We start from the raw sequence: 18,122 nt of genomic DNA on the forward strand, positions 1-18,122 counted from the left end.
CCGCGTCGAGGCGCCATACCTTCGCCCGAAACCCGGCTCACCTCGGTTTCGGAGGGCCCGGCACAACGATTCTCGAGCGATCGTCATCCGGCCGACTCCCGGCAAAACGGGGGCGGGGCCGGCCCGAAGCCACGACCGGCGAAAGGTCGTCGGGAACGAAAGCCCTGGGGAACACGGCATGAGTGGGCGGCGCAGCTTCTTTCGGACGCAAGGGTGGGTCCACCGTCTGGCCCTCGGAGCCGTGCTGCTGCCGGGCCTCGCCGGCGCGGCCCGCGCCGAGGGCGAGTTCATGCGCGACACGCTGAGCAATCTCGGACTGATCGAGCCGGACCGGCCGGCCATCACCTACCGCGAGCGGGCGCCCCTCGCGATGCCGCCCAAGGCCGGCCGCGGCGACGATCTCACGGCCGGGCTGCCCATGCCCCGCACCCGGCAGGCCGATCCGGCCTGGCCGAAGGATCCGGAGGTGATCCAGCGCGAGCGCGCCGCGGTCGACGCCAAGAAGCCGATCGTGCGCGGCGCCCAAGGGCGCATGAACGACAACAACGAGACCCTCTCGGTCTACGAGATGGATGCGGGCCGCCGCGCCGGTGCCGGCGCGCTCACCGGGCCGGCGAACGCCCCCGGCGAGGGCGACACCCGCGACTCGACCTGGCTCAACCCGTTCGAACTCCTGAAGGGCAAGGCCGAGAAGACCGAGCCGGCCCTGGTCGAGCCCGATCGCGATGCGCTCACCGATCCGCCCACCGGCTACCGCAAGGCGCCGATCAAGGTGGCCAAGCCGCAAGGCGGTCCGGTCGGCGGTCCGATCAGCGACAGGGACGAAGCCGATCCGCGTGCCTATATGAGGGCTTCGTCCGGGCGCTGAGACCGGCTTGTCCCGCGGTGAGGCCGGCCGTTCCCCGTGCGGCCGGCGAGGCCGCCGGAAATTCGGCCGGGCATTCGGACGAGCCGTGACCGTGCGGACACGCCGCGCGGTACGGGATTTGCCACCGGCATCCGATCTCGGAACAATGCCGGGACTTTTTGGGACGGAAAGCGCGGACGGGCGGAAGGGCCACCGCATAAGGACAGCAGGATGCACCTCTACCGGAAGGCCATCGCTCCCGTCGGACCGCAGCGAGGCCTCAATCACGCCGGCCGCGTGGACGCCGCCCCGTTCGGGCGCTCCGAGGCCGGTGGGCCGGAGGTCTCCGCCTTCGTGCTCGACAACGGGCTCGACGTGGTGGTGGTGCCCGATCACCGGGCGCCGGTCGCGACCCACATGATCTGGTACCGCAACGGCTCGGCCGACGATCCGATCGGCCGGTCCGGCATCGCCCACTTCCTCGAACACCTGATGTTCAAGGGCACGGAGCGGCACCCGGCCGGTGCCTTCTCCAAGGCGGTCTCGTCGCTGGGCGGCCAGGAGAACGCGTTCACCAGCTACGACTACACCGCCTATTTCCAGCGCGTCGCCCGCGACCACCTCTCGACGATGATGGCCTTCGAGGCCGACCGGATGAGCGGCCTCGTGCTCGACGATGCCGTGGTGGCGCCCGAGCGCGACGTGGTGCTGGAGGAGCGCCGGATGCGGGTCGAGACCGACCCGTCCGCCCAGCTCTCCGAGGCGATGGCCGCCTCGCTGTTCGTGCACCATCCCTACGGCATCCCGATCATCGGCTGGATGCACGAGATCGAGGAACTGAACCGCACCCACGCGATCGACTACTACAAACGCTTCTACACCCCCGAGAACGCCATCCTCGTGGTCGCCGGCGACGTGACGCCCGACGAGGTGCGGCGCTTGGCCGAGGACACCTACGGCCGGGTGGCGCCGCAGGGCGCGCGGCCCGTGCGGGGGCGCCCGCGCGAGCCCGATCCGCGGGCGATGCGCCGCATCGCGGTCGCCGACCCGAAGGTCGAGCAGCCGACCTTCCAGCGGCTCTATCTCACCCCCTCCTGCATGACCGCCCGCGACGGCGAGGGCCACGCGCTCGAACTGCTCGCCGAGGTGATCGGCGGCGGCGCGACCTCGTTCCTCTACCGCAAGCTGGTGCTGGAGATGGGCGTCGCGGTGAATGCCGGCGCCTGGTACATGGGCTCGGCCATCGACGACACGCGCTTCGCCGTCTACGCCGTGCCGGCCGAGGGCGTGACCCTGGAGGCCCTGGAGGAGCACGTCGACCGCGTGCTGCGCCGCGCCCCCGAGGCGCTCGACCCGGAGGCGATCGAGCGGGCCAAGATCCGGCTCGTGGCCGAGACGGTCTACTCCTCCGATTCGCAGAGCTCGCTCGCCCGCATCTACGGCTCGGCGCTCGCCATCGGCGAGACCGTCGAGGAGGTGCGCCGCTGGCCCGCCGAGATCGAGGCGGTCACCCGCGAGCGTCTGGTGGCGGTCGCCGCCCGCTACCTCGTGCCCGCCCGCTCGGTGACCGGCTACCTCACCAAGGCCCGCGAGACCGGACTCTCCGCCGCCTGAGGGCGATCCCGTTTCTTCGCGTCGCCCGATGCCGGCGGCGCCGTTTGCGAAAAGACGCTTTGAGGAATTTCCGATGAATCTCGCCGAGACCGGCACCCGACCTGCGACCTCGCCGACCCAGGCGCTGCCGCTGGCGGCCGCCCCCGGCATCGAGGCCTGGCACGTCGCCTCGCCGGTGGTGCCGATGATCGCGCTCTCCTTCACCTTCGAGGGCGGCGCGGCACAGGATGCGGAAGGCAAGGCGGGCACCGCGCAGATGATGGCGCGCCTGCTCGACGAGGGCGCGGGCGACCTCGATTCCGACGCGTTCCAAGAGGCGCTGGCGGCCCGCGCGATCGAGCTGAGCTTCCACACCGGTCCCGATTCCATCGGCGGCTCGCTGAAGACTCTGGTGACGCATGCCGACGAGGCGATCCGCCTGCTCGCTCTCGCGCTCGCCGAACCCCGCTTCGATCAAGCCGCCATCGAGCGGGTGCGGGCGCAGATGATCGCCAGCCTGCGCTACCAGCAGAACGATCCCGGCGTGCTCGCCTCCCGCCGCTACTTCCGCGAGGCGTTCCCGGGCCACGCCTACGGCCGGCCCTCGGCCGGCACGGTCGAGAGCCTGTCGGCCATCACCCGCGACGACCTCGTGGCCCTGCACCGGGCCGTGATCGGCCGCGGCGGCCTCAAGGTCGCGGCGGTCGGCGCCTTCGACGAAGAAGCGATCACCGGCATGGTGGCGCGCGCCTTCGGCGGCCTGCCCGAGGCCGGCCCGCTGAAGCCCGTGCCGCCGACCGCGATCCACGAGCTCGGCCGGCGCATCGTCGTCGATCTCGACGTGCCGCAATCGGTGATCCGCTTCGGCCTGCCGGGCGTGGCGTGGCGCGACCCCGACTTCATCCCGGCCTACGTGCTCAACCACATCTTGGGGGGCGGCGCCTTCACCTCGCGCCTGTTCCAGGAGGTGCGCGAGAAGCGGGGACTGGCCTACTCGGTCGGCACCTCGCTGACCTCGCACCGGGCCGTCGCCATGACCTGGGGCTACACCGCCACCAAGAACGAGCGCGTCGGGGAAGCCCTCGACGTGATCGGCGAGGAGATCCACCGCCTCATCGCCGACGGCCCCTGCGACGAGGAACTGCAGAAGGCCAAGGACTACCTCACCGGCTCCTACGCGCTCGGCTTCGACACCTCGACCAAGATCGCCAACCAACTGGTGCAGATCGCCTTCGAGGGCTTGGGCATGGACTACATCGCCCGCCGCAACGACCTCGTGGCGAGCGTGACCCAGGCCGACATCCGCCGGGCCGGCGCCCGCACGCTGGGCGACGGCCGGATGCTGGTGGTCGCCGCCGGGCGGCCGACGAGGCTGTAGGCGATTTTTTTCGAAACGGGTCTGGATCGGGCCGGCACGCGGGAACGCGTGGCCGGCCTTTTCATGAGCAAGGGCCTGATTGGTGTGTATCGTTGTGTATATGTCGATTGCGTGCGGTTTCGGGTGCTAAATAGAAATTCGCTATCTGAACGAGCACAGCGTCACGCATATGCCCGCCGTGGTTTCATTCGCCAGGGTCCGCGCAGCCGGTGGCAACTGATACGATATCCGGTTGATGACTTCGGCCTGTCCTGCGTCCTTGCGAGGCGAAGCCGTGGCAAACCAGGGCGCGCCCTTTCCGGACCTGTCGCGCCCTGGATCGCTTCGCGGCCGCTCGCGATGACGGAGGGGGGCGAAACCCGAAGCGATCAATCGGAAACGGTATGAGACCTCTGCCGGACGATCCGGAGAGATCGACAACGTGAGGCTTGGGCACTGAGGGCAGCGGAAATGCGGGCTGTCGGAGACCTCTCGTGTCACATCGCAAGAAGGAAACGCGCGACCTCATCGCCCGGCTGCGCGACGATGGATGGATCGTTGCCCGAAAAGGTCCCGGCGACCATGTACCAGTACAGACATCCCACGAAGCCGGGGGGGTAACGCTGGATACGGGGCGCCGTGAGCAGGCTCCGGGCACGCTCCGCAGCATCGACCGGCAGGCGGGTTGGGACTGGTGAGAGCGGGGCCGCTTCGAGGCGCGGGAGAGGGAAACCTCGGTGGCTTGGTGGAGGACGGTGAGCCGGTGCCGCGGGCGCGTTCGCTCGAAGAACTGCGCGGCGATCCGGTCTTCGTCGGGGACGGCCGGGACGCGATGATCGGCCTGATCGAGGTCGATTTGCCAGGGCGCGCCGTGCGGTGTGAACATCTCGGTGGAAGAGAGCCTGCTCAAGCGCATCGACCGCGCAGCCGAGGCCGCCGGCGAGAGCCGATCCGGCTTTCTGGCCCAGGCCGCCAAGGCGCGGCTGACCTCCATGGTGGCGTGAGCCCGGGAACTCGACGCCTCTCGCTCCCCTTGGGTCCACCGCCTGACGTCCTATCTGGTGCCCGAACCCGCTTCCCGCGCGAGGCCTCAAGCGATGCAGCTCACCGGACTCCACCACGTCACCGCCGTCACGGCGCGGGCGGCCGACAACCTCGCCTTCTACACCCGCGTGCTGGGGCTGCGCTTCGTCAAGAAGACCGTCAATCAGGACGACGTCTCGGCCTACCACCTGTTCTATGCCGACGGCCGGGCCTCGCCGGGCACCGACCTCACCTTCTTCGACTGGCCGGCGCCCGCCGAGCGGCGCGGCACCGACAGCATCTCGCGCACCATGTTCCGCGTCGCCGGGGCGGGGGCGTTCGACTGGTGGCGCGAGCATCTCGCCCGGCAGGGCGTGGCGCATCATCCGGCGATCGAGCGGGACGGGCGCCTGACCCTCGACTTCGAGGACGGCGAGGGCCAGCGCCTCGGCCTCGTGGACGATGGCGGCGTCGGCGAGGCGCATCCGTGGGCGGGCAGCCCCGTGCCGCCCGGGCACCAGATCCGCGGGCTGGGGCCCATCCGCCTCACCGTCGCGCAGCCCGAGCGCACCGAGGCCGTGCTGACGCAAGTCCTGGGATTCCGGCGTGCCCGCACCTTCGAGCTGCCCGAGGGCGCGGTGAGCGTGTTCGAGACCGGCGCGGGCGGCCCGGCCGCGGAGGTCCAGCTTCTCGAGGGCACGGGGGCGCAGGCCCGCCCCGGCGCGGGCGGCGTCCACCACGTCGCCTTCCGCATCCCGGATGCCGATTACGAGGCCTGGGCCGACCGCCTGAAGCAGCGCCGGGTGCCGTCGAGCGGCCCGGTCGACCGCTACTATTTCCGCAGCCTGTATTTCCGCGAGCCGAACGGCATCCTGTTCGAGATCGCCACCGACGGGCCGGGCTTCGCCACCGACGAGTCGATGGAGCGCTTGGGCGAGCGCCTCGCCCTGCCGCCCTTCCTCGAACCGCGCCGGGCCGAGATCGAGGCGGGGCTGAAGCCGCTGTGACCCGGCACCTCGATGCGCGCGGCCCGGGTCGGCCATGCGTCGGAATCAAGAAGAGTTCCAGGCAAAGTCACATTCCAACGGCTGTGGCAGCCCTGCGTCTTGACGCGGATGCTGCGCCTGCGAGAAGACCCCGCGTTCGACGCTGAGAGAATCGGGAAACCTGCGGCCGATGAGCAAGTACAACGAGGAGCGCGTCCTCTCCGTCCATCACTGGACCGACACGCTCTTCTCCTTCCGCACGACGCGCGATCCCTCGTTCCGCTTCCGCAACGGCGAGTTCACGATGATCGGCATCGAGGTCGAGGGCCGGCCGCTGCTGCGTGCCTACTCGGTGGTCTCGGCCAATTATGAGGAGGAACTGGAGTTCTTCTCCATCAAGGTGCCGAACGGCCCGCTCACCTCGAAGCTCCAGCACCTCAAGGTCGGCGACCCGATCATGGTCGGCAAGAAGCCGACCGGCACGCTGGTGCTCGACAACCTCCTGCCGGGAAAGAACCTCTACCTGCTCGGCACCGGCACGGGGCTCGCCCCCTTCCTGTCGATCATCAAGGACCCGGAGACCTACGACCGTTTCGAGAAGGTCGTGCTGGTCCACGGCTGCCGTCAGGTGCAGGAACTGGCCTACGGCGAGACCATCACCGAGACGCTCCCGAAACACGAGTTCCTCGGCGAGACGATCGCCAGCCAGTTGATCTACTACCCGACGGTGACTCGCGAGCCGTTCCGCAACCGCGGCCGCATCACCGACCTGATGACCTCGGGCAAGCTCTTTTCCGACATCGGCCTGCCGGAGATGGACATCGCGGCCGACCGCTTCATGCTCTGCGGTTCGCCGGAGATGATCCGCGACACCCGCGAGATGCTCACCGGCCTCGGCTACGAGGAGGGCAACCACGGCGAGGCGGCCCACTACGTGATCGAGAAGGCCTTCGTCGAGAAGTGAGGTTTTTGAAGCTTCGTCGAAGAACGGCAGGCGTCGCGCTTCTGGATTGCTTCGGCTGAAGCCTCGCAAGGACGGTGAGGGGCATTCATGCCGTCATGGCGAGCGAAGCGAAGCCATCCGGGGAGCCGCGACGAGGCCGGGCGGAGCGCCGCCGCACCCGATATGCCCCTTCTGCCCGCCCTGTTCATCGTCGGCGCCGGCACCGAGATCGGCAAGACCTACACCACCGCCGCCCTCGTGCGGCGGTTGCGCGCCCGGGGCCGCCAGGTGCGCGCCCTGAAGCCGCTCGCGAGCGGCGTTCCCCCGCTCGACCATCCCGACTTCGCCGCGAGCGACACCGGCCGGCTGCTCGCCGCGCAGGGGCTCGCCATCACCCCCGAGACGGTGGCGGCCTGCTCGCCCTGGCGCTTCGCCGTGCCGCTCGCGCCCGACCTCGCCGCGGCGCGCGAGGGGCGCAGCCTCGCGCTGGCCGATCTCGCCGGCTGGTGCCGGGAGCGGCTCGCCGAGGCCGAGGACGGCGAGACCGTGCTGATCGAGGGCGTCGGCGGCCTGATGAGCCCGATCACCGAGGCCGCGACCGGTCTCGACTGGCTCAAGGCCCAACAGATTCCGGCGCTGCTCGTTTCCGGCAGCTATCTCGGTGCGATCAGCCACGCGCTGACGGCGGTCGAGACGGTGCGGGCGCACGGCATCCCGCTGACCGGCATCGTCGTCAGCGAGAGCGAGGGGGCGCCGACCCCCCTCGCGACGGTGGCCGGGCAGATCGCGCGGCATGCCGGCGTGCCGGTCGGCTGCCTGGGCCGGGGAGGGGATTTTCCCGAAAGCCTCTCCGGGATCGTCTGAGAGCCTGTTCGACTGCGGTGATCCCCTCTCGCCCCTCATCCTGAGGTGCCGCGTGAGCGGCCTCGAAGGGTGCTCCAGGTTCCGCGCGATTTCTGGAGCCCCCTTCGAGGCCTCCGCTGCGCTCCGGCACCTCAGGATGAGGGTTCAGGATGGGAGCAGGGTTTTCCTCTCGCCTTGCCGTTGCCTGACGAAGACACGTCGGCCGGCAAACAGGCTCTAAATAGAAACTCGCCATCTGAGCGAGCACAGGGTCACGCATATGCCCGCCGTGGTTTCATTCGCCAGGGTCCGTGCAGCCGGTGGCAACTGATACCGTTTCCGGTTGATCGCTTCGGGTTTCGCCACCCTCCGTCATCGCGAGCGGCCGCGAAGCGATCCAGGGCGCGACCTGTCCGGAAAGGGCGCGACCTGGATCGCCACGGCTTCGCCTCGCGATGACGGAGGAGAGGCCGAAGTCATCAACCGGATATCGTATGAGTTCGTCTAGCGGCCGGAGCCGCGGTGCTCCTTCGGCGCCTTCGGCTCGCGGGATTCCTGGACCTCCTCGGCCTTCTCCTCGTCGGTGTCGCTGCTGCGCTTGACCGTGTCGTCGGGCTTGGCCGCCAGGCCCTTCACGATCGTCACGAGGCGCTTGCACGCGTCCGGGAAGCCGTAGGAATCGAGTACGATCGCCGCGTCGCGCAGGGTGCGCAGGTCGCGCACGATCTGCGCGTTCTTGGCCTCCTGAAGCTCCTTCTTCGCCGCGATGGCCGGTTCGAGCCCGGCATCCTCGACATCGCATTCGGCTCGGGCGGCCGGCATCGCGGCGAGCATCAGGAGGGCGCAGGCGATCAGGCGACGCATCGTCAACGTCTCGTGTGGGTTGCGGGGCTCGAAAGACTCAGCCGCGGTGGCGCAGCAGGTCGTTGGTGACGGCCACGAGCTGCGCGGCGCGATAGGGCTTGGGCATGAACACCGACTGGTTCACCGCCTCGGCGGCGGTGAGGCCGTCGCGGCCGCCGGAGGTGTAGACCACCGGCAGGCGCGGCAGGCTGCGCCGGGCACGGTGGGCCAGCGCGATGCCGTTCGTGTTGCGGGCGAGATCGATATCGGTGAAGAGCAGATCCACGTGCTCGCTCGACAGGATCGCCTCCGCCTCGTCGGCATCGGCGGCGGTCAGCACCCGGTAACCCTCGTCGAGCAGGGCCTCGGCGGCCAGCTCGCAGACGAAGGCCTCGTCCTCGACCACGAGGATCGTGTCGGCGTTCGGCGCGAACGGGAACGGGGGAAGGGCGGCGGGGGCGCAAGCGAAGGGGATCATGGCAGAACTCCAACTCACCCGTGCTCGGACAACGGTCGAGCTTGCGGATCGCCGGACCAACGGGGCCGCGAAGGGCCTCGTTCACCGTGATTGCTTCGATTTGCGCGCATTTGGTAACCGATCGGTTAACCTTGACGCTGCCCCCGCAAGGGACGTGGCCGCACCGTGACGCGGCCCTGGCAGATCGGTTTCGGTATGGTGCTCACGGCGCTCGCCGGCTTCGTCGACGCCCTCGGCTTCATCCGGCTCGGCGGCCTCTACACCTCGCTGATGAGCGGGAACACGACGCAGCTCGCCGTCTCGCTCGGCCACGGCGAACCGTGGGCCGCGATGCTGCCGGCTCTCCTGATCGGCGCCTTCCTCGTCGGCGCGGTCTCGGGCGGGGCCATCGCGGCGCTCAGCCCGCCGCGCTGGGTGACGCCGGCGGTGCTCGGCCTGGAGGCCGCGGCGCTGAGCGCGGCGGCGGCGATGGCGGCCGAGCACGCCCATGTCGGCGTGGCCTCGCTGTTCCTGGCGCTCGCCATGGGCGGGCAGAACGCCGTGCTGGCCCATGTCCAGGGCTTTCGCGCCGGCACGACCTTCGTCACCGGCGCCCTGTTCGCGTTCGGGCAGAAGGCGGCGCTGGCGCTCGCCGGCCGCGGCCCGCGCCTCGGCTGGGCCGGCGACGGCTCCGTCTGGCTCGCGCTCCTCGCCGGGGCGGTTGCGGGCACGCTCGCCCATGCGCATCTCGGCATCGCGGCCCTGGCGATTCCCGCAGGCGTCGCGGGCGGGCTGTGCCTCGCCGCGAGCCTGTTCACCCTGCTGTACCGGCAGCCGCCGGTGACGCTGACCAAGATCTGAAGGAAGGCCCCTCCGGCATGAGCGTCTCCGCGCCCTCCCTCACCGAGCACGTCGCCGACATCGCGGCCGGTGCCCACGTGACCGCCGCCCGCTGGCTGAAGGGAACCCTGGCGCTGGCGCTCGCCGATGGCGGCGTTCTTCTCCGGCACGAGGATGCCGCCGAGACCGTTCCCGCCCACCCCGAGGCCGGCCTCCTCGTTGCGGTGGGCGACGGCGCCCGGCTGGTGAGCGGCGGCGGCGACGGCAGGGTGGTCGCGACCGACGCGAGCGGCCGCGTGGCCGAACTGGCGCAGGCCAAGGGCGGCGGCTGGATCGACGCCCTGGCGCTGCACGGCGACGGCTCGGTCGCCTTCGCCGCGGGCCGCACCGTCGTCGCCCGCGATGCCAAGGGCCGCGAGAAGACGTTCGCCGCGCCCTCCACCGCCCGCGGCCTCGCCTTCGCGCCGAAGGGCTACCGGCTGGCGGTGGCCCACTACAACGGGGTCAGCCTCTGGTACCCGAACCTCGAGACGCCGCCGAACTTCATCGAGTGGAAGGGCTCGCATCTCGACGTGACGTGGTCGCCCGACGGCCGCTTCGTCGTCTCGACCATGCAGGAGAACGCGCTCCACGGCTGGCGCCTCCAGCCCGACCGCGGCCACATGCGCATGTCGGGCTATCCCGCGAAGGTCCGCTCCCTGTCGTGGTCGGCGGACGGCAAGTGGCTCGCCACCAGCGGCGCCGAGGCGGCCATCGTCTGGCCGTTCGACTCGAAGGAGGGTCCCACCGGCAAGGCGCCGCGCGAATGCGGCGTGCGGCCGGCCCGGGTCTCGCAGGTCGCCTTCCACCCGAAGGCGCCGGTCCTGGCCATCGGCTACGAGGACGGCTGCGTGCTGCTGGTGCGCTTCACCGATGCCTCGGAGCTGCTGGTGCGCCCGGCGGTGAAGGGCAGCGCGGTCTCGGCGCTCGCCTGGGATTCGACCGGCGCCCGCCTCGCCTTCGGCTGCGCCGACGGGCAGGCCGGGCTGCTCACCCTGCCGGCCTGAGCCGGGCTTGGGATCATGGCCCTGTTCGGACGTGCCCCGAAGCCGGACGCCGCCGCCCGGCGCCGGGTGGAGGCCTGGGCCCGGGCGGCGGGGGGCTACGGGCCGGACACGGCGATGACGGTGAGCGAGATCGTCTGCGCCGATCCGGCCTGCCCCGGCACCGAGACCGTGCTGCTGATCTTCCCGCCCGGCGCGCCGACGCAGGCGGTGAAGATCGCCGGGGCGCTCGACGCGTTGAGCGAGGCGGACGTGGCCGAGGCGTTCGGCCGAGTTTGATCCGCAGGCCGCCGCGCGTCTCGATTTTCGCTCCAGGCACGGCAAGCCACTTTCGGCGCCATCTGGTTGCGATGCATGACAGCGCAAGCGACATGATCTGCGGCGCCAGGAACACACCCATTGCCTCGACGTTCACGGCTCGTGTACCCAGATCGTGCATCTTCCCATGAGAGGCGTTGCATCGCGGGTAGGAAGCAGGTTGGATGGCTCTGTTCGTCGTCATAGCGCCACGCAACGGCGACCCCATTCAAGCCGCTCTATCCGAGCGCTTTCCAGACGATTTTTATCGGATGAACGATACATCGTGGGTCGTGTCCGCGTCTGGTCTTACGTCCCGCCAAATCAGTGACAAGCTCATGATTACCGAAGGCACGAGCGGTGGCCCGAACAGCCCGGCTGCCGTCTTCCAGCTCGGGCGGGGTTATTGGGGCGCTTATCCCGCAGGCTTGTGGGAGTGGATGCAAGTCAAGGTCGAGGGCGCCGATGCATGAGCCTTATGGGCCGCCTGAACCCGTTGGAACACCCGGACGGCGTGAACCCTTCACAACACCGGCAGCCTTTGCTCCGCAGCGGGCAACTGAGCAGGCAATCTACACCACGCTCCACGAAATTCAGAATGAGCAGGGACGTCACAACGAGCGAATCGACACGCTGTTGAGGGCGACACATGCCTTAACAGAGCGGGTTGAAGCATTGACCACAAGAATGTCGCACGTCGATCGGTCTATTCAGGAATTCAATCCAAAAATTGACAAGATGGATGATACTTATAAGGGGGCTCGTGGCGCCTTTTGGGCTTTCAGTGTGTCTCTTGGTCTTTTGACGGCTGTCATCATCGGTGCTGCGACTCTAATCTATTGGTCTAATGCAACGCGTATTGACAAGCTTATTAAGGTGCTGGAGAGCCCGGGAATCGAAAAATTGCTGAAGCGAGATGGCAGGTAATCGATCGCTCCAGATTGCGAAGATTCTTTAGTACTTGGTTCCAACGGCGGCTTGCGAGTGGGTTGCCTCCAATAGGAATTATACTCCAGCCTTTAAGGATCGTGTCTAAGGAGTTTTCCCACGTGTTCCGTGTCGTCCGCACCCTCGGGCTCGCCTTCGGACTGCTCGCCGCGGTCGTCGCCGCGCAGGCGCCGGAATTCGCCCAGCAATACACGCAGCGTCTCGGCGGAGCGCTGGACGAGTTGCGCCGCGCGATCGCCTCCCTCGACGCCGACGCCCAGGCCACCGGCCACAGCCGGGACGAGGCGCTGGCGCTGCTGCGCACCAATCCGGACGCCTTCGTCGCCCGGCGCGGCGCGTCGGCCCGGGCCGATGTCGAGCGGCTGAAGAGCCTGGAAGCGCAGAAGCAGGCGCTCGACGCCGCTGCCAGCCCGCTCGGGCGCCTCGCCGTCATCGCCCGCGACCCCGACATGAGCATCGCCCGCGCAGCCTACCGCGACTATCGGCCGGCGGTGCCGACGACGACCGACGGGCTCGTGGCCGGCCTGCTCGGCTTCCTCGCCGCCTGGGGCGGCTGGCGCGTCACCAGCGATTTCGGCCGCCACATGGCTCGCCGCAGCCGGCGCCCACGGGTGGAAACGACCTCGGTTTGAGGGAAATCCGGCGCCGATGCACGCGCCGAGGTGTTGCACCGCCTCTACAGCCCGGTCCCCCCGCCTGCACTAGGTGTAGGCGGGCGCCCGCACCCCGCTCACGGCGCCGGATCCGGTTCTCCCTCCGCCATGCCGCATCCCTCGAACACGATCGTCGATCCCGCCCTCGACGCGGCGGCCCTCCTGCGCCGCGTCGGCTTCTTCGGTCTGTTCGTGGTGCTGCCGGTGACCGCGCAGGTCTCGCGCCGCGCCACCGTGGTGCTCGCCCCCATCGCCGTCGTGCTGCTGATCACCGCGAGCGCCATCGACCAGCGCCAGCGCGCGGTCGGGCCGGCGCTGAAGCGGCTCCTGACCGCGCCGTCCTTCCTGGCGGGGATGCTGGTGGTGTTCTGGTCCGGCCTGTCCCTGGTCTGGACGCCGTTTCCCGGGCCTGCGAGCGAGCGGCTGGCCAACCTCGTCGCCACGGTGGTGATGACCCTGCTGGCCTATCTCGCGCTGCCCGAGCGGATGCGCTCGGCCAACCTCTACCTGCTGCCGCTCGGTGTCGGCGCGGCGTCCATCGTCGCGATCCTGATCAACCTCGTCGGCGATGCGATGCTCAAGGACAATCCCGACGGCGACAGCGCCCTGGAGCGCGGCGCGGTGCTGCTGGCGCTGTTGGCCTGGCCCGCCGTGGCGTGGCTGCGCTCGCGCCGCCGGGATGCGGAATCGATCGTCGTGGTGATGCTGGTCGCCGGCGCGCTGCTGCTGGCGCCCGGGATGACCGCCCTGTTCGCCCTCGCCGTCGGCGCGCTCGCCTTCGCCGTGACCCACTGGCGCCTCTCGCTCGGTGTGCGGATCACGGCCATCGCCGCCGCCGGCCTGCTCGCGGTGGCGCCGCTGCTGCCGTTCCTGGCCCGGCCCGTCGGCGCGGCCCTGTTCGGGCCGGTGGCGCCGGGCGTGCTCGCACTCAAGGCGTGGCAGAAGGTGGTGACGCTGGAGCCCGTGCGGCTGGTGACCGGCCACGGCCTGGAGACGGCCCTGCGCGGGCGCATCTTCGGCATCCTGCCGATCAATGCGCCGACGACGACGCTGTTCGAGTTCTGGTACGAACTCGGCATCGTCGGCGCCTTCGCCGCGGCCTTCGCCCTCTACGGCGCGATCCGCCGCGCCGGCCACGGCGCCACGGTGCTGGCGCCCTGCGCCATGGCGGCCTTCGCCACCGCCTTCGCCATCGGCTGCGTCGGCGTCGGTCTCACCACGATCTGGTGGCTGACGACGCTCGCGCTGGCGATCCTCACCTTCGTGGCGATCGAGCGCGGCCAGTTCCGCTCCAGCCGTCCCAAGGTCGGGCCGATCCCGCGGTTGCCGGTGCGGGGCTGAGGGCGTTCGTAGAGCCCCTTCCGGCTTGCGTCGCGCTGCTGGATCGCTTCGCCTGGCGGCTCGCGATGACGGAAAGGAAAACCCGCGCCGTCATTGCGAGGCTCGGCGCAAGCGATCCAGTCCGCCGACCCTTCCGAAAGAATCGTGCGGCCAGATTACTCCGGCGTCTCGATCGCGTCCGCTGCCGCCTCGATCGCGGCCATGTCGTCGTCGGAGAGGCCGAAATGGTGGCCGATCTCGTGGACGAGGACGTGGGCGACGAGGTGGCCCAGCGTCTCGTCGTGCTCGGCCCAGTAATCGAGCAGCGGCCGGCGATAGAGCCAGACGGCGTTGGGCATCTGCCCCGTGGCGACCTCGCCGCCTTGAGCCAGCCCGACGCCGCGGAACAGGCCGAGCAGGTCGAACTCCGACCGGCACGCCATCTCCGTCAGCGTTTCCGCGTCGGGGAAGTCGTCGACGTGGATGCGCACGCCCGCGCAGAGCGTGCGGAACGCCTCCGGGAGCGCGGCGAAGGCGGCATCGGCCAGCGCCTCGATCTCGGCGAGGCTCGGCGCCCGGGTCTCGGCCCAGGGATTCTCGGCCCAGGCATTCTCGGCCCGGCCGCTCACGGTGCGGCGACCGGCAGCACGCAGCCCCTCAGGAAGGCGGCGAGGTCGCTGGTGATGTGGTCGATATGCGCTTCCTTCACCGCCTCCTGCTCGAAGGCTTCGCGGAACGGGTCGGGGGTCGGCGGAACCACGAGCACGGTGGCCATGCCGAGATCGTGCGGCACCACGAGGTTGCGGGCGATGTCCTCGAACAGCGCCGAGCGGTGCGGATCGACCCCGTGCCGGTCGAGGAAACGCTCGTAGGTGGCGCGGTCGGGCTTCGGCACGAAATCGGCCGCCGCGATGTCGAACACGTCCTCGAAGTGGCCGAGGATGCCGAGCTTGTCCGCGACCCGCTCGGCGTGGCGGCGCGAGCCGTTGGTGAGGATCAGCTTGCGCCCCGGCAGGTGCTCGATGGAGGTGCCGAGGGATTCGTCGAGCTTGATCGTCGAGTGGTCGATGTCGTGGGCGAAATCGAGGAAGTCGTGCGGATCGACGCCCTCCTCCACCATCAGCGCCTTCAGGGTGGTGCCGTAGCGGTGGTAGAAATGCTTCTGCAGCGCGCGGGCCGAGATCGCGTCGAGCCCGTACAGGCGCATGACGTAGAGCGTGATCCGCTCGTCCACCTGCGGCCAGACCCGCGCATCGCTCGGGTAGAGCGTGTTGTCGAGGTCGAACACCCAGGTGTCGACGCCGGAAAACCCGCGGGACTCGGGGGTGGTGAAGTGGCTCTCGCCGGGAAGGAGCAAGGGACGGGTGACGCTCGGATCAGGGGAAGCGGGACGGGAATGCCCCGTCCCGTATGTAGGTGACACGCTTGCGAAGGGAAATGCCGGCCCTCTTCAGGTCCGCCGGATCAGGGTGCCCGCGCCGAAATCGGTGAAGAGTTCGAGCAGCGCGGCATGCGCGGTCTTGCCGTTGAGGATGACCACGGCCTCCACGCCCTGCTCGATGGCGTAGATGCAGGTCTCGACCTTCGGGATCATGCCTGCGGTGATGGTGCCGTCGGCGATCAGGCGCCGGCAATCCTCCACCGAGAGTTCGGGGATCAGCTTCTTGTCCTTGTCGAGCACGCCCGGCACGTCGGTGAGGAGCAGCAGGCGCTTGGCCCGCAGTGCGCCGGCGATGGCGCCGGCGAAGGTGTCGGCGTTGACGTTGTAGGTCTTGCCGTCGTCGCCGTAGGCGACGGGGGCGAGTACCGGGATCAGCTCGGCCTTCAGCACCGCGTCGAGCACGCCGCGCTCGACATGCTCGGGCTCGCCGACGAGGCCGAGATCGATCGCCTGCTCGATGTTGCTGTCGGGATCCTTGATCGTGCGCAGCGCCCGCTTGGCGCGGACCATGTTGCCGTCCTTGCCGCACAGGCCGATCGCCCGGCCGCCCTCGGCGGCGATCCAGCCGACGATCTGCTTGTTGATCGAGCCGGCGAGCACCATCTCGACCACCTCGACGGTGGCCTCGTCGGTGACGCGAAGCCCGCCGCGGAACTCCGATTCGATGCCGAGCCGGGCCAGCATCTTGCCGATCTGCGGCCCGCCGCCGTGCACGACGATCGGCTTCACGCCGGATTGTTCGAGCAGCACGATGTCCTCGGCGAAATCCTCCGCCGCCGCCGGGTCGCCCATGGCGTGGCCGCCGTACTTGATGACGACGATCTGCTGGTCGTAGCGCTGCATATGCGGCAGCGCCTGGGTCAGGATCTCGGCGCGCACATGCACGTTCGGCAGCGGATCGGTCATCGCGGGTCGTCCTGGCTCGCTTCGAGTCGGAGGCGGGATTCGGCTGGGCTTCTAGCGCAGGCTCGCTGCGGTGCGAAGCGTCCGAGCGCTCCCGATCCCGCGACGGGGATCGTCCGGTCGCCTCTTCGATCCGGACCGGCCGGAGCGGCCGGAAGATCGGCGGCGATGATCGGCAAACCGGCAATCTCGTCGTCACGGCCATGCGCTTCGGAGAGATCGAGCGGGGCCAGGCCGCCCTCGTCTTGCAATCGTCGGAGCGGACCGCCCAAACGACCGTATCGAAGCCGGTCACCGAAGATTTCCTGAAATCCCGTGTGACCAATTCGCCGGTCCGGGCCGCCTTTTCCTCGAATATCGTGGCCGACTCTTCCCGATCCTGTTCGCCGGTCACTGGATCGAGGCGCCGGAAATGCCGTCTTTCAGGTTCGGCGGGTAAGTCCGCCGCAATCCTGGCCGAGGGCTTTGCCCGTCGAACACTGATTGATTGAGGTTTCGTGAAAAATTAATCAGTCATTAACCATCTTTATCAATCATCCCCTCATCGAACGAAGGGGCCGACCATGCTGAACGCCGATCCGCTGACGCCGCGTCCGAGCCTCACCCATCCCGGCCTGCTCGCCCGCGTGGTCGAGCGCTTCGGCCAGGGGGCGGGCTCGTCGGCGGAGGTGTGGCGGCGGCTCACCGAAAACTATGCGGTCGATCTCGACGCGGTCGCCGCGCTCCTGCCCTGTGCCGAGCCGGAGCCGCTCTGGCTCACCGCCCGCGCCGAGCGCCGCCCGCGCTGAGCCGGTTCAGCCGATCACCCGCAGCGTCTCGCCCGCCCGCAGCGGGCCGCCCGCCAGAACCTCGGCGTAGACGCCGCAATCGGCGTGGCCGAGACGCTCGGTGAGCGTTCTCGGGATGGCGAGATCGCGGATGCCGGTCTGCGGATCGACGTTCGTGGCGGCGCACCGAACCGTCCGGCCGGTGATCTTCAGCCGCACGCCCGCGTCCGCCTCCAGCACCCGGCCGACCATGTCGAGTTCGGCCCACGGCGCCAGCCCCTCGACGTAGAGATTGCCGCGGAAGCGCAGGGGATCGACGGGCGCCCCGACGAGATCCTCGATCGCCGCGACGCTCGCCCGGTTGATCAGCGAGACGTAGCCGGTGCGCGAATCGGTGAAACGGTAGCCGGGCGCCGCCGTGAGCACCCGCGGCGCGCCGCGCAGTTCCTGCGGCAGGAACCCTCGCATGAAGTCCGCCAGCGCCGCGCGTCCCTCCGCGGTGCTCAGATCGGCGTCCAGAACCTGCGCGCCGTTCTCCTCCACGGTCAGGCGCCGCGCGGCGGCGTCGAAGCGCGTGCGCAGCCGCGCCAGCGCCTCGTTGCGCATCAGCATCAGGTAGGCCACCTTGGGCAGGTGGCGCGGCACGGCTTCGTCGAAGCCGGAGGGGCCGTTCTCGATGGCGTAGAGCCGGTCGCCCGGAAAGTAGCCGCTCGTCTCCAGTTCCGCCGCCTCGACCGCCTCGGGCGAGAGACCCTTCACGGGGTAGCGGTAGAGGGCGGCGATGTGAAGGGCGGCGGAGGCGCTCATGCTTCCCTCGCTAGCCCGACCCCAACCGCCGGGCAAGCATGCGCGGCCGGCGGCTGGGACCCCTTGTGTTACGAAAAGGCAACACCCAATTCAGCCCTGCCGGCGGCTCACAAGACAGCGCCGGTGTCCCGGCGGGGCCGACCCCGCGGGACGACGCATCGAAGGCTCCGTGCCGCGCGAGTGGGCGGAGGACGGTTCGATCCGGGGAAGG

22 protein-coding genes are annotated in these 18,122 nt (G+C 69.6%); 16 read left to right on the forward strand and 6 right to left on the reverse strand.

Annotated elements, in window-relative coordinates:
* Nucleotides 1-178: 178 nt before the first annotated feature.
* The 8 genes from PGN25_17950 (at nt 179) to bioD (ending at nt 7,613) form a co-directional block, all read left to right on the forward strand.
* Nucleotides 179-868, forward strand: coding sequence for a hypothetical protein (locus tag PGN25_17950; GenBank protein MEH3119404.1), 690 nt, complete (start codon nt 179-181; stop codon nt 866-868).
* A 210-nt stretch (nt 869-1,078) separates the two neighbouring features.
* The gene (locus PGN25_17955; protein ID MEH3119405.1) at nt 1,079-2,461 is read left to right on the forward strand and encodes a pitrilysin family protein; all 1,383 of its coding nucleotides are present in this window, start codon (nt 1,079-1,081) and stop codon (nt 2,459-2,461) included.
* A 73-nt stretch (nt 2,462-2,534) separates the two neighbouring features.
* Nucleotides 2,535-3,818, forward strand: coding sequence for a pitrilysin family protein (locus PGN25_17960; GenBank protein ID MEH3119406.1), 1,284 nt, complete (start codon nt 2,535-2,537; stop codon nt 3,816-3,818).
* A gap of 473 nt (nt 3,819-4,291) precedes the next feature.
* Entirely contained in the window at nt 4,292-4,495 is a 204-nt protein-coding gene (locus PGN25_17965; protein ID MEH3119407.1) for a type II toxin-antitoxin system HicA family toxin, read from the forward strand.
* Nucleotides 4,496-4,675: 180 nt separating this feature from the next.
* Nucleotides 4,676-4,801 carry a type II toxin-antitoxin system HicB family antitoxin gene (locus tag PGN25_17970; protein ID MEH3119408.1) on the forward strand — a complete coding sequence of 42 codons (126 nt, stop codon included), beginning with the start codon at nt 4,676-4,678 and terminating at the stop codon, nt 4,799-4,801.
* A 93-nt stretch (nt 4,802-4,894) separates the two neighbouring features.
* The gene (locus PGN25_17975) at nt 4,895-5,827 is read left to right on the forward strand and encodes a ring-cleaving dioxygenase (GenBank protein ID MEH3119409.1); all 933 of its coding nucleotides are present in this window, start codon (nt 4,895-4,897) and stop codon (nt 5,825-5,827) included.
* 169 nt (nt 5,828-5,996) lie between these two features.
* Nucleotides 5,997-6,770 carry a ferredoxin--NADP reductase gene (locus PGN25_17980; GenBank protein ID MEH3119410.1) on the forward strand — a complete coding sequence of 258 codons (774 nt, stop codon included), beginning with the start codon at nt 5,997-5,999 and terminating at the stop codon, nt 6,768-6,770.
* A gap of 162 nt (nt 6,771-6,932) precedes the next feature.
* Entirely contained in the window at nt 6,933-7,613 is a 681-nt protein-coding gene (gene bioD, locus PGN25_17985; protein ID MEH3119411.1) for a dethiobiotin synthase, read from the forward strand.
* 483 nt (nt 7,614-8,096) lie between these two features.
* Here bioD and PGN25_17990 read toward each other — a convergent pair whose 3' ends face one another.
* On the reverse strand, nt 8,097-8,456 hold the full coding sequence (locus PGN25_17990) for a photosystem reaction center subunit H (protein MEH3119412.1): 360 nt from the start codon (nt 8,454-8,456) through the stop codon (nt 8,097-8,099).
* Between the two features lie 37 nt (nt 8,457-8,493).
* Nucleotides 8,494-8,913 carry a response regulator gene (locus PGN25_17995; protein ID MEH3119413.1) on the reverse strand — a complete coding sequence of 140 codons (420 nt, stop codon included), beginning with the start codon at nt 8,911-8,913 and terminating at the stop codon, nt 8,494-8,496.
* Nucleotides 8,914-9,078: 165 nt separating this feature from the next.
* Between PGN25_17995 and PGN25_18000 the strand changes: the two genes are divergently transcribed.
* The 7 genes from PGN25_18000 to PGN25_18030 all read left to right on the forward strand — a co-directional run bounded on the left by PGN25_18000 (nt 9,079) and on the right by PGN25_18030 (nt 14,014).
* Nucleotides 9,079-9,753, forward strand: coding sequence for a YoaK family protein (locus PGN25_18000; GenBank protein MEH3119414.1), 675 nt, complete (start codon nt 9,079-9,081; stop codon nt 9,751-9,753).
* Between the two features lie 17 nt (nt 9,754-9,770).
* A complete protein-coding gene (locus PGN25_18005; GenBank protein ID MEH3119415.1) occupies nt 9,771-10,778 on the forward strand; it encodes a WD40 repeat domain-containing protein in 1,008 nt (335 codons plus the stop codon).
* 15 nt (nt 10,779-10,793) lie between these two features.
* On the forward strand, nt 10,794-11,054 hold the full coding sequence (locus PGN25_18010; GenBank protein MEH3119416.1) for a hypothetical protein: 261 nt from the start codon (nt 10,794-10,796) through the stop codon (nt 11,052-11,054).
* 203 nt (nt 11,055-11,257) lie between these two features.
* Entirely contained in the window at nt 11,258-11,545 is a 288-nt protein-coding gene (locus PGN25_18015) for a hypothetical protein (GenBank protein ID MEH3119417.1), read from the forward strand.
* Nucleotides 11,538-11,999, forward strand: coding sequence for a hypothetical protein (locus PGN25_18020; GenBank protein MEH3119418.1), 462 nt, complete (start codon nt 11,538-11,540; stop codon nt 11,997-11,999). Before PGN25_18015 ends, PGN25_18020 begins: the two co-directional genes overlap by 8 nt.
* Before the next feature lie 122 nt (nt 12,000-12,121).
* Nucleotides 12,122-12,652, forward strand: coding sequence for a DUF2937 family protein (locus PGN25_18025; GenBank protein MEH3119419.1), 531 nt, complete (start codon nt 12,122-12,124; stop codon nt 12,650-12,652).
* A 129-nt stretch (nt 12,653-12,781) separates the two neighbouring features.
* Nucleotides 12,782-14,014, forward strand: coding sequence for a peptide ABC transporter permease (locus PGN25_18030; GenBank protein ID MEH3119420.1), 1,233 nt, complete (start codon nt 12,782-12,784; stop codon nt 14,012-14,014).
* A 155-nt stretch (nt 14,015-14,169) separates the two neighbouring features.
* Here the strand turns inward: PGN25_18030 and PGN25_18035 are convergent, their stop codons facing one another.
* From PGN25_18035 to argB, 3 genes are all read right to left on the reverse strand, one after another.
* Complete coding sequence (locus tag PGN25_18035; GenBank protein ID MEH3119421.1) at nt 14,170-14,622, reverse strand: metallopeptidase family protein; 453 nt, start codon at nt 14,620-14,622, stop codon at nt 14,170-14,172.
* Nucleotides 14,619-15,350: a pyrimidine 5'-nucleotidase gene (locus tag PGN25_18040; GenBank protein MEH3119422.1), complete on the reverse strand. Its 732-nt coding sequence runs from the start codon at nt 15,348-15,350 to the stop codon at nt 14,619-14,621. Before PGN25_18040 ends, PGN25_18035 begins: the two co-directional genes overlap by 4 nt.
* A gap of 93 nt (nt 15,351-15,443) precedes the next feature.
* Nucleotides 15,444-16,340, reverse strand: a complete 897-nt coding sequence (gene argB / locus PGN25_18045; protein MEH3119423.1) for an acetylglutamate kinase — start codon at nt 16,338-16,340, stop codon at nt 15,444-15,446.
* A gap of 560 nt (nt 16,341-16,900) precedes the next feature.
* On the opposite strand from argB, the gene PGN25_18050 reads away from it, so the two are divergent.
* Complete coding sequence (locus tag PGN25_18050; GenBank protein ID MEH3119424.1) at nt 16,901-17,125, forward strand: hypothetical protein; 225 nt, start codon at nt 16,901-16,903, stop codon at nt 17,123-17,125.
* 6 nt (nt 17,126-17,131) lie between these two features.
* Here PGN25_18050 and PGN25_18055 read toward each other — a convergent pair whose 3' ends face one another.
* Nucleotides 17,132-17,911, reverse strand: coding sequence for an MOSC domain-containing protein (locus PGN25_18055; protein MEH3119425.1), 780 nt, complete (start codon nt 17,909-17,911; stop codon nt 17,132-17,134).
* Nucleotides 17,912-18,122 lie beyond the last annotated feature (211 nt).

The organism is Methylorubrum populi (assembly GCA_036946625.1).
In the GTDB taxonomy this organism is placed as follows: Bacteria; Pseudomonadota; Alphaproteobacteria; order Rhizobiales; family Beijerinckiaceae; genus Methylobacterium; species Methylobacterium populi_C.

What these genes read in the sequence shown, in the direction of transcription:
- PGN25_17980 (MEH3119410.1), top strand. Translation starts at nt 5,997, where the DNA reads ATGAGCAAGTACAACGAGGAGCGCGTCCTCTCCGTCCATCACTGGACC.
- PGN25_18055 (MEH3119425.1), bottom strand. Translation starts at nt 17,911, where the DNA reads ATGAGCGCCTCCGCCGCCCTTCACATCGCCGCCCTCTACCGCTACCCC.
- PGN25_18030 (MEH3119420.1), top strand. Translation starts at nt 12,782, where the DNA reads ATGCCGCATCCCTCGAACACGATCGTCGATCCCGCCCTCGACGCGGCG.
- PGN25_18015 (MEH3119417.1), top strand. Translation starts at nt 11,258, where the DNA reads ATGGCTCTGTTCGTCGTCATAGCGCCACGCAACGGCGACCCCATTCAA.
- PGN25_17950 (MEH3119404.1), top strand. Translation starts at nt 179, where the DNA reads ATGAGTGGGCGGCGCAGCTTCTTTCGGACGCAAGGGTGGGTCCACCGT.
- PGN25_17995 (MEH3119413.1), bottom strand. Translation starts at nt 8,913, where the DNA reads ATGATCCCCTTCGCTTGCGCCCCCGCCGCCCTTCCCCCGTTCCCGTTC.
- argB (MEH3119423.1), bottom strand. Translation starts at nt 16,340, where the DNA reads ATGACCGATCCGCTGCCGAACGTGCATGTGCGCGCCGAGATCCTGACC.
- PGN25_18020 (MEH3119418.1), top strand. Translation starts at nt 11,538, where the DNA reads ATGCATGAGCCTTATGGGCCGCCTGAACCCGTTGGAACACCCGGACGG.
- PGN25_17990 (MEH3119412.1), bottom strand. Translation starts at nt 8,456, where the DNA reads ATGCGTCGCCTGATCGCCTGCGCCCTCCTGATGCTCGCCGCGATGCCG.
- PGN25_18010 (MEH3119416.1), top strand. Translation starts at nt 10,794, where the DNA reads ATGGCCCTGTTCGGACGTGCCCCGAAGCCGGACGCCGCCGCCCGGCGC.
- PGN25_17955 (MEH3119405.1), top strand. Translation starts at nt 1,079, where the DNA reads ATGCACCTCTACCGGAAGGCCATCGCTCCCGTCGGACCGCAGCGAGGC.
- PGN25_17960 (MEH3119406.1), top strand. Translation starts at nt 2,535, where the DNA reads ATGAATCTCGCCGAGACCGGCACCCGACCTGCGACCTCGCCGACCCAG.
- PGN25_18050 (MEH3119424.1), top strand. Translation starts at nt 16,901, where the DNA reads ATGCTGAACGCCGATCCGCTGACGCCGCGTCCGAGCCTCACCCATCCC.
- PGN25_17975 (MEH3119409.1), top strand. Translation starts at nt 4,895, where the DNA reads ATGCAGCTCACCGGACTCCACCACGTCACCGCCGTCACGGCGCGGGCG.
- PGN25_18005 (MEH3119415.1), top strand. Translation starts at nt 9,771, where the DNA reads ATGAGCGTCTCCGCGCCCTCCCTCACCGAGCACGTCGCCGACATCGCG.
- bioD (MEH3119411.1), top strand. Translation starts at nt 6,933, where the DNA reads ATGCCCCTTCTGCCCGCCCTGTTCATCGTCGGCGCCGGCACCGAGATC.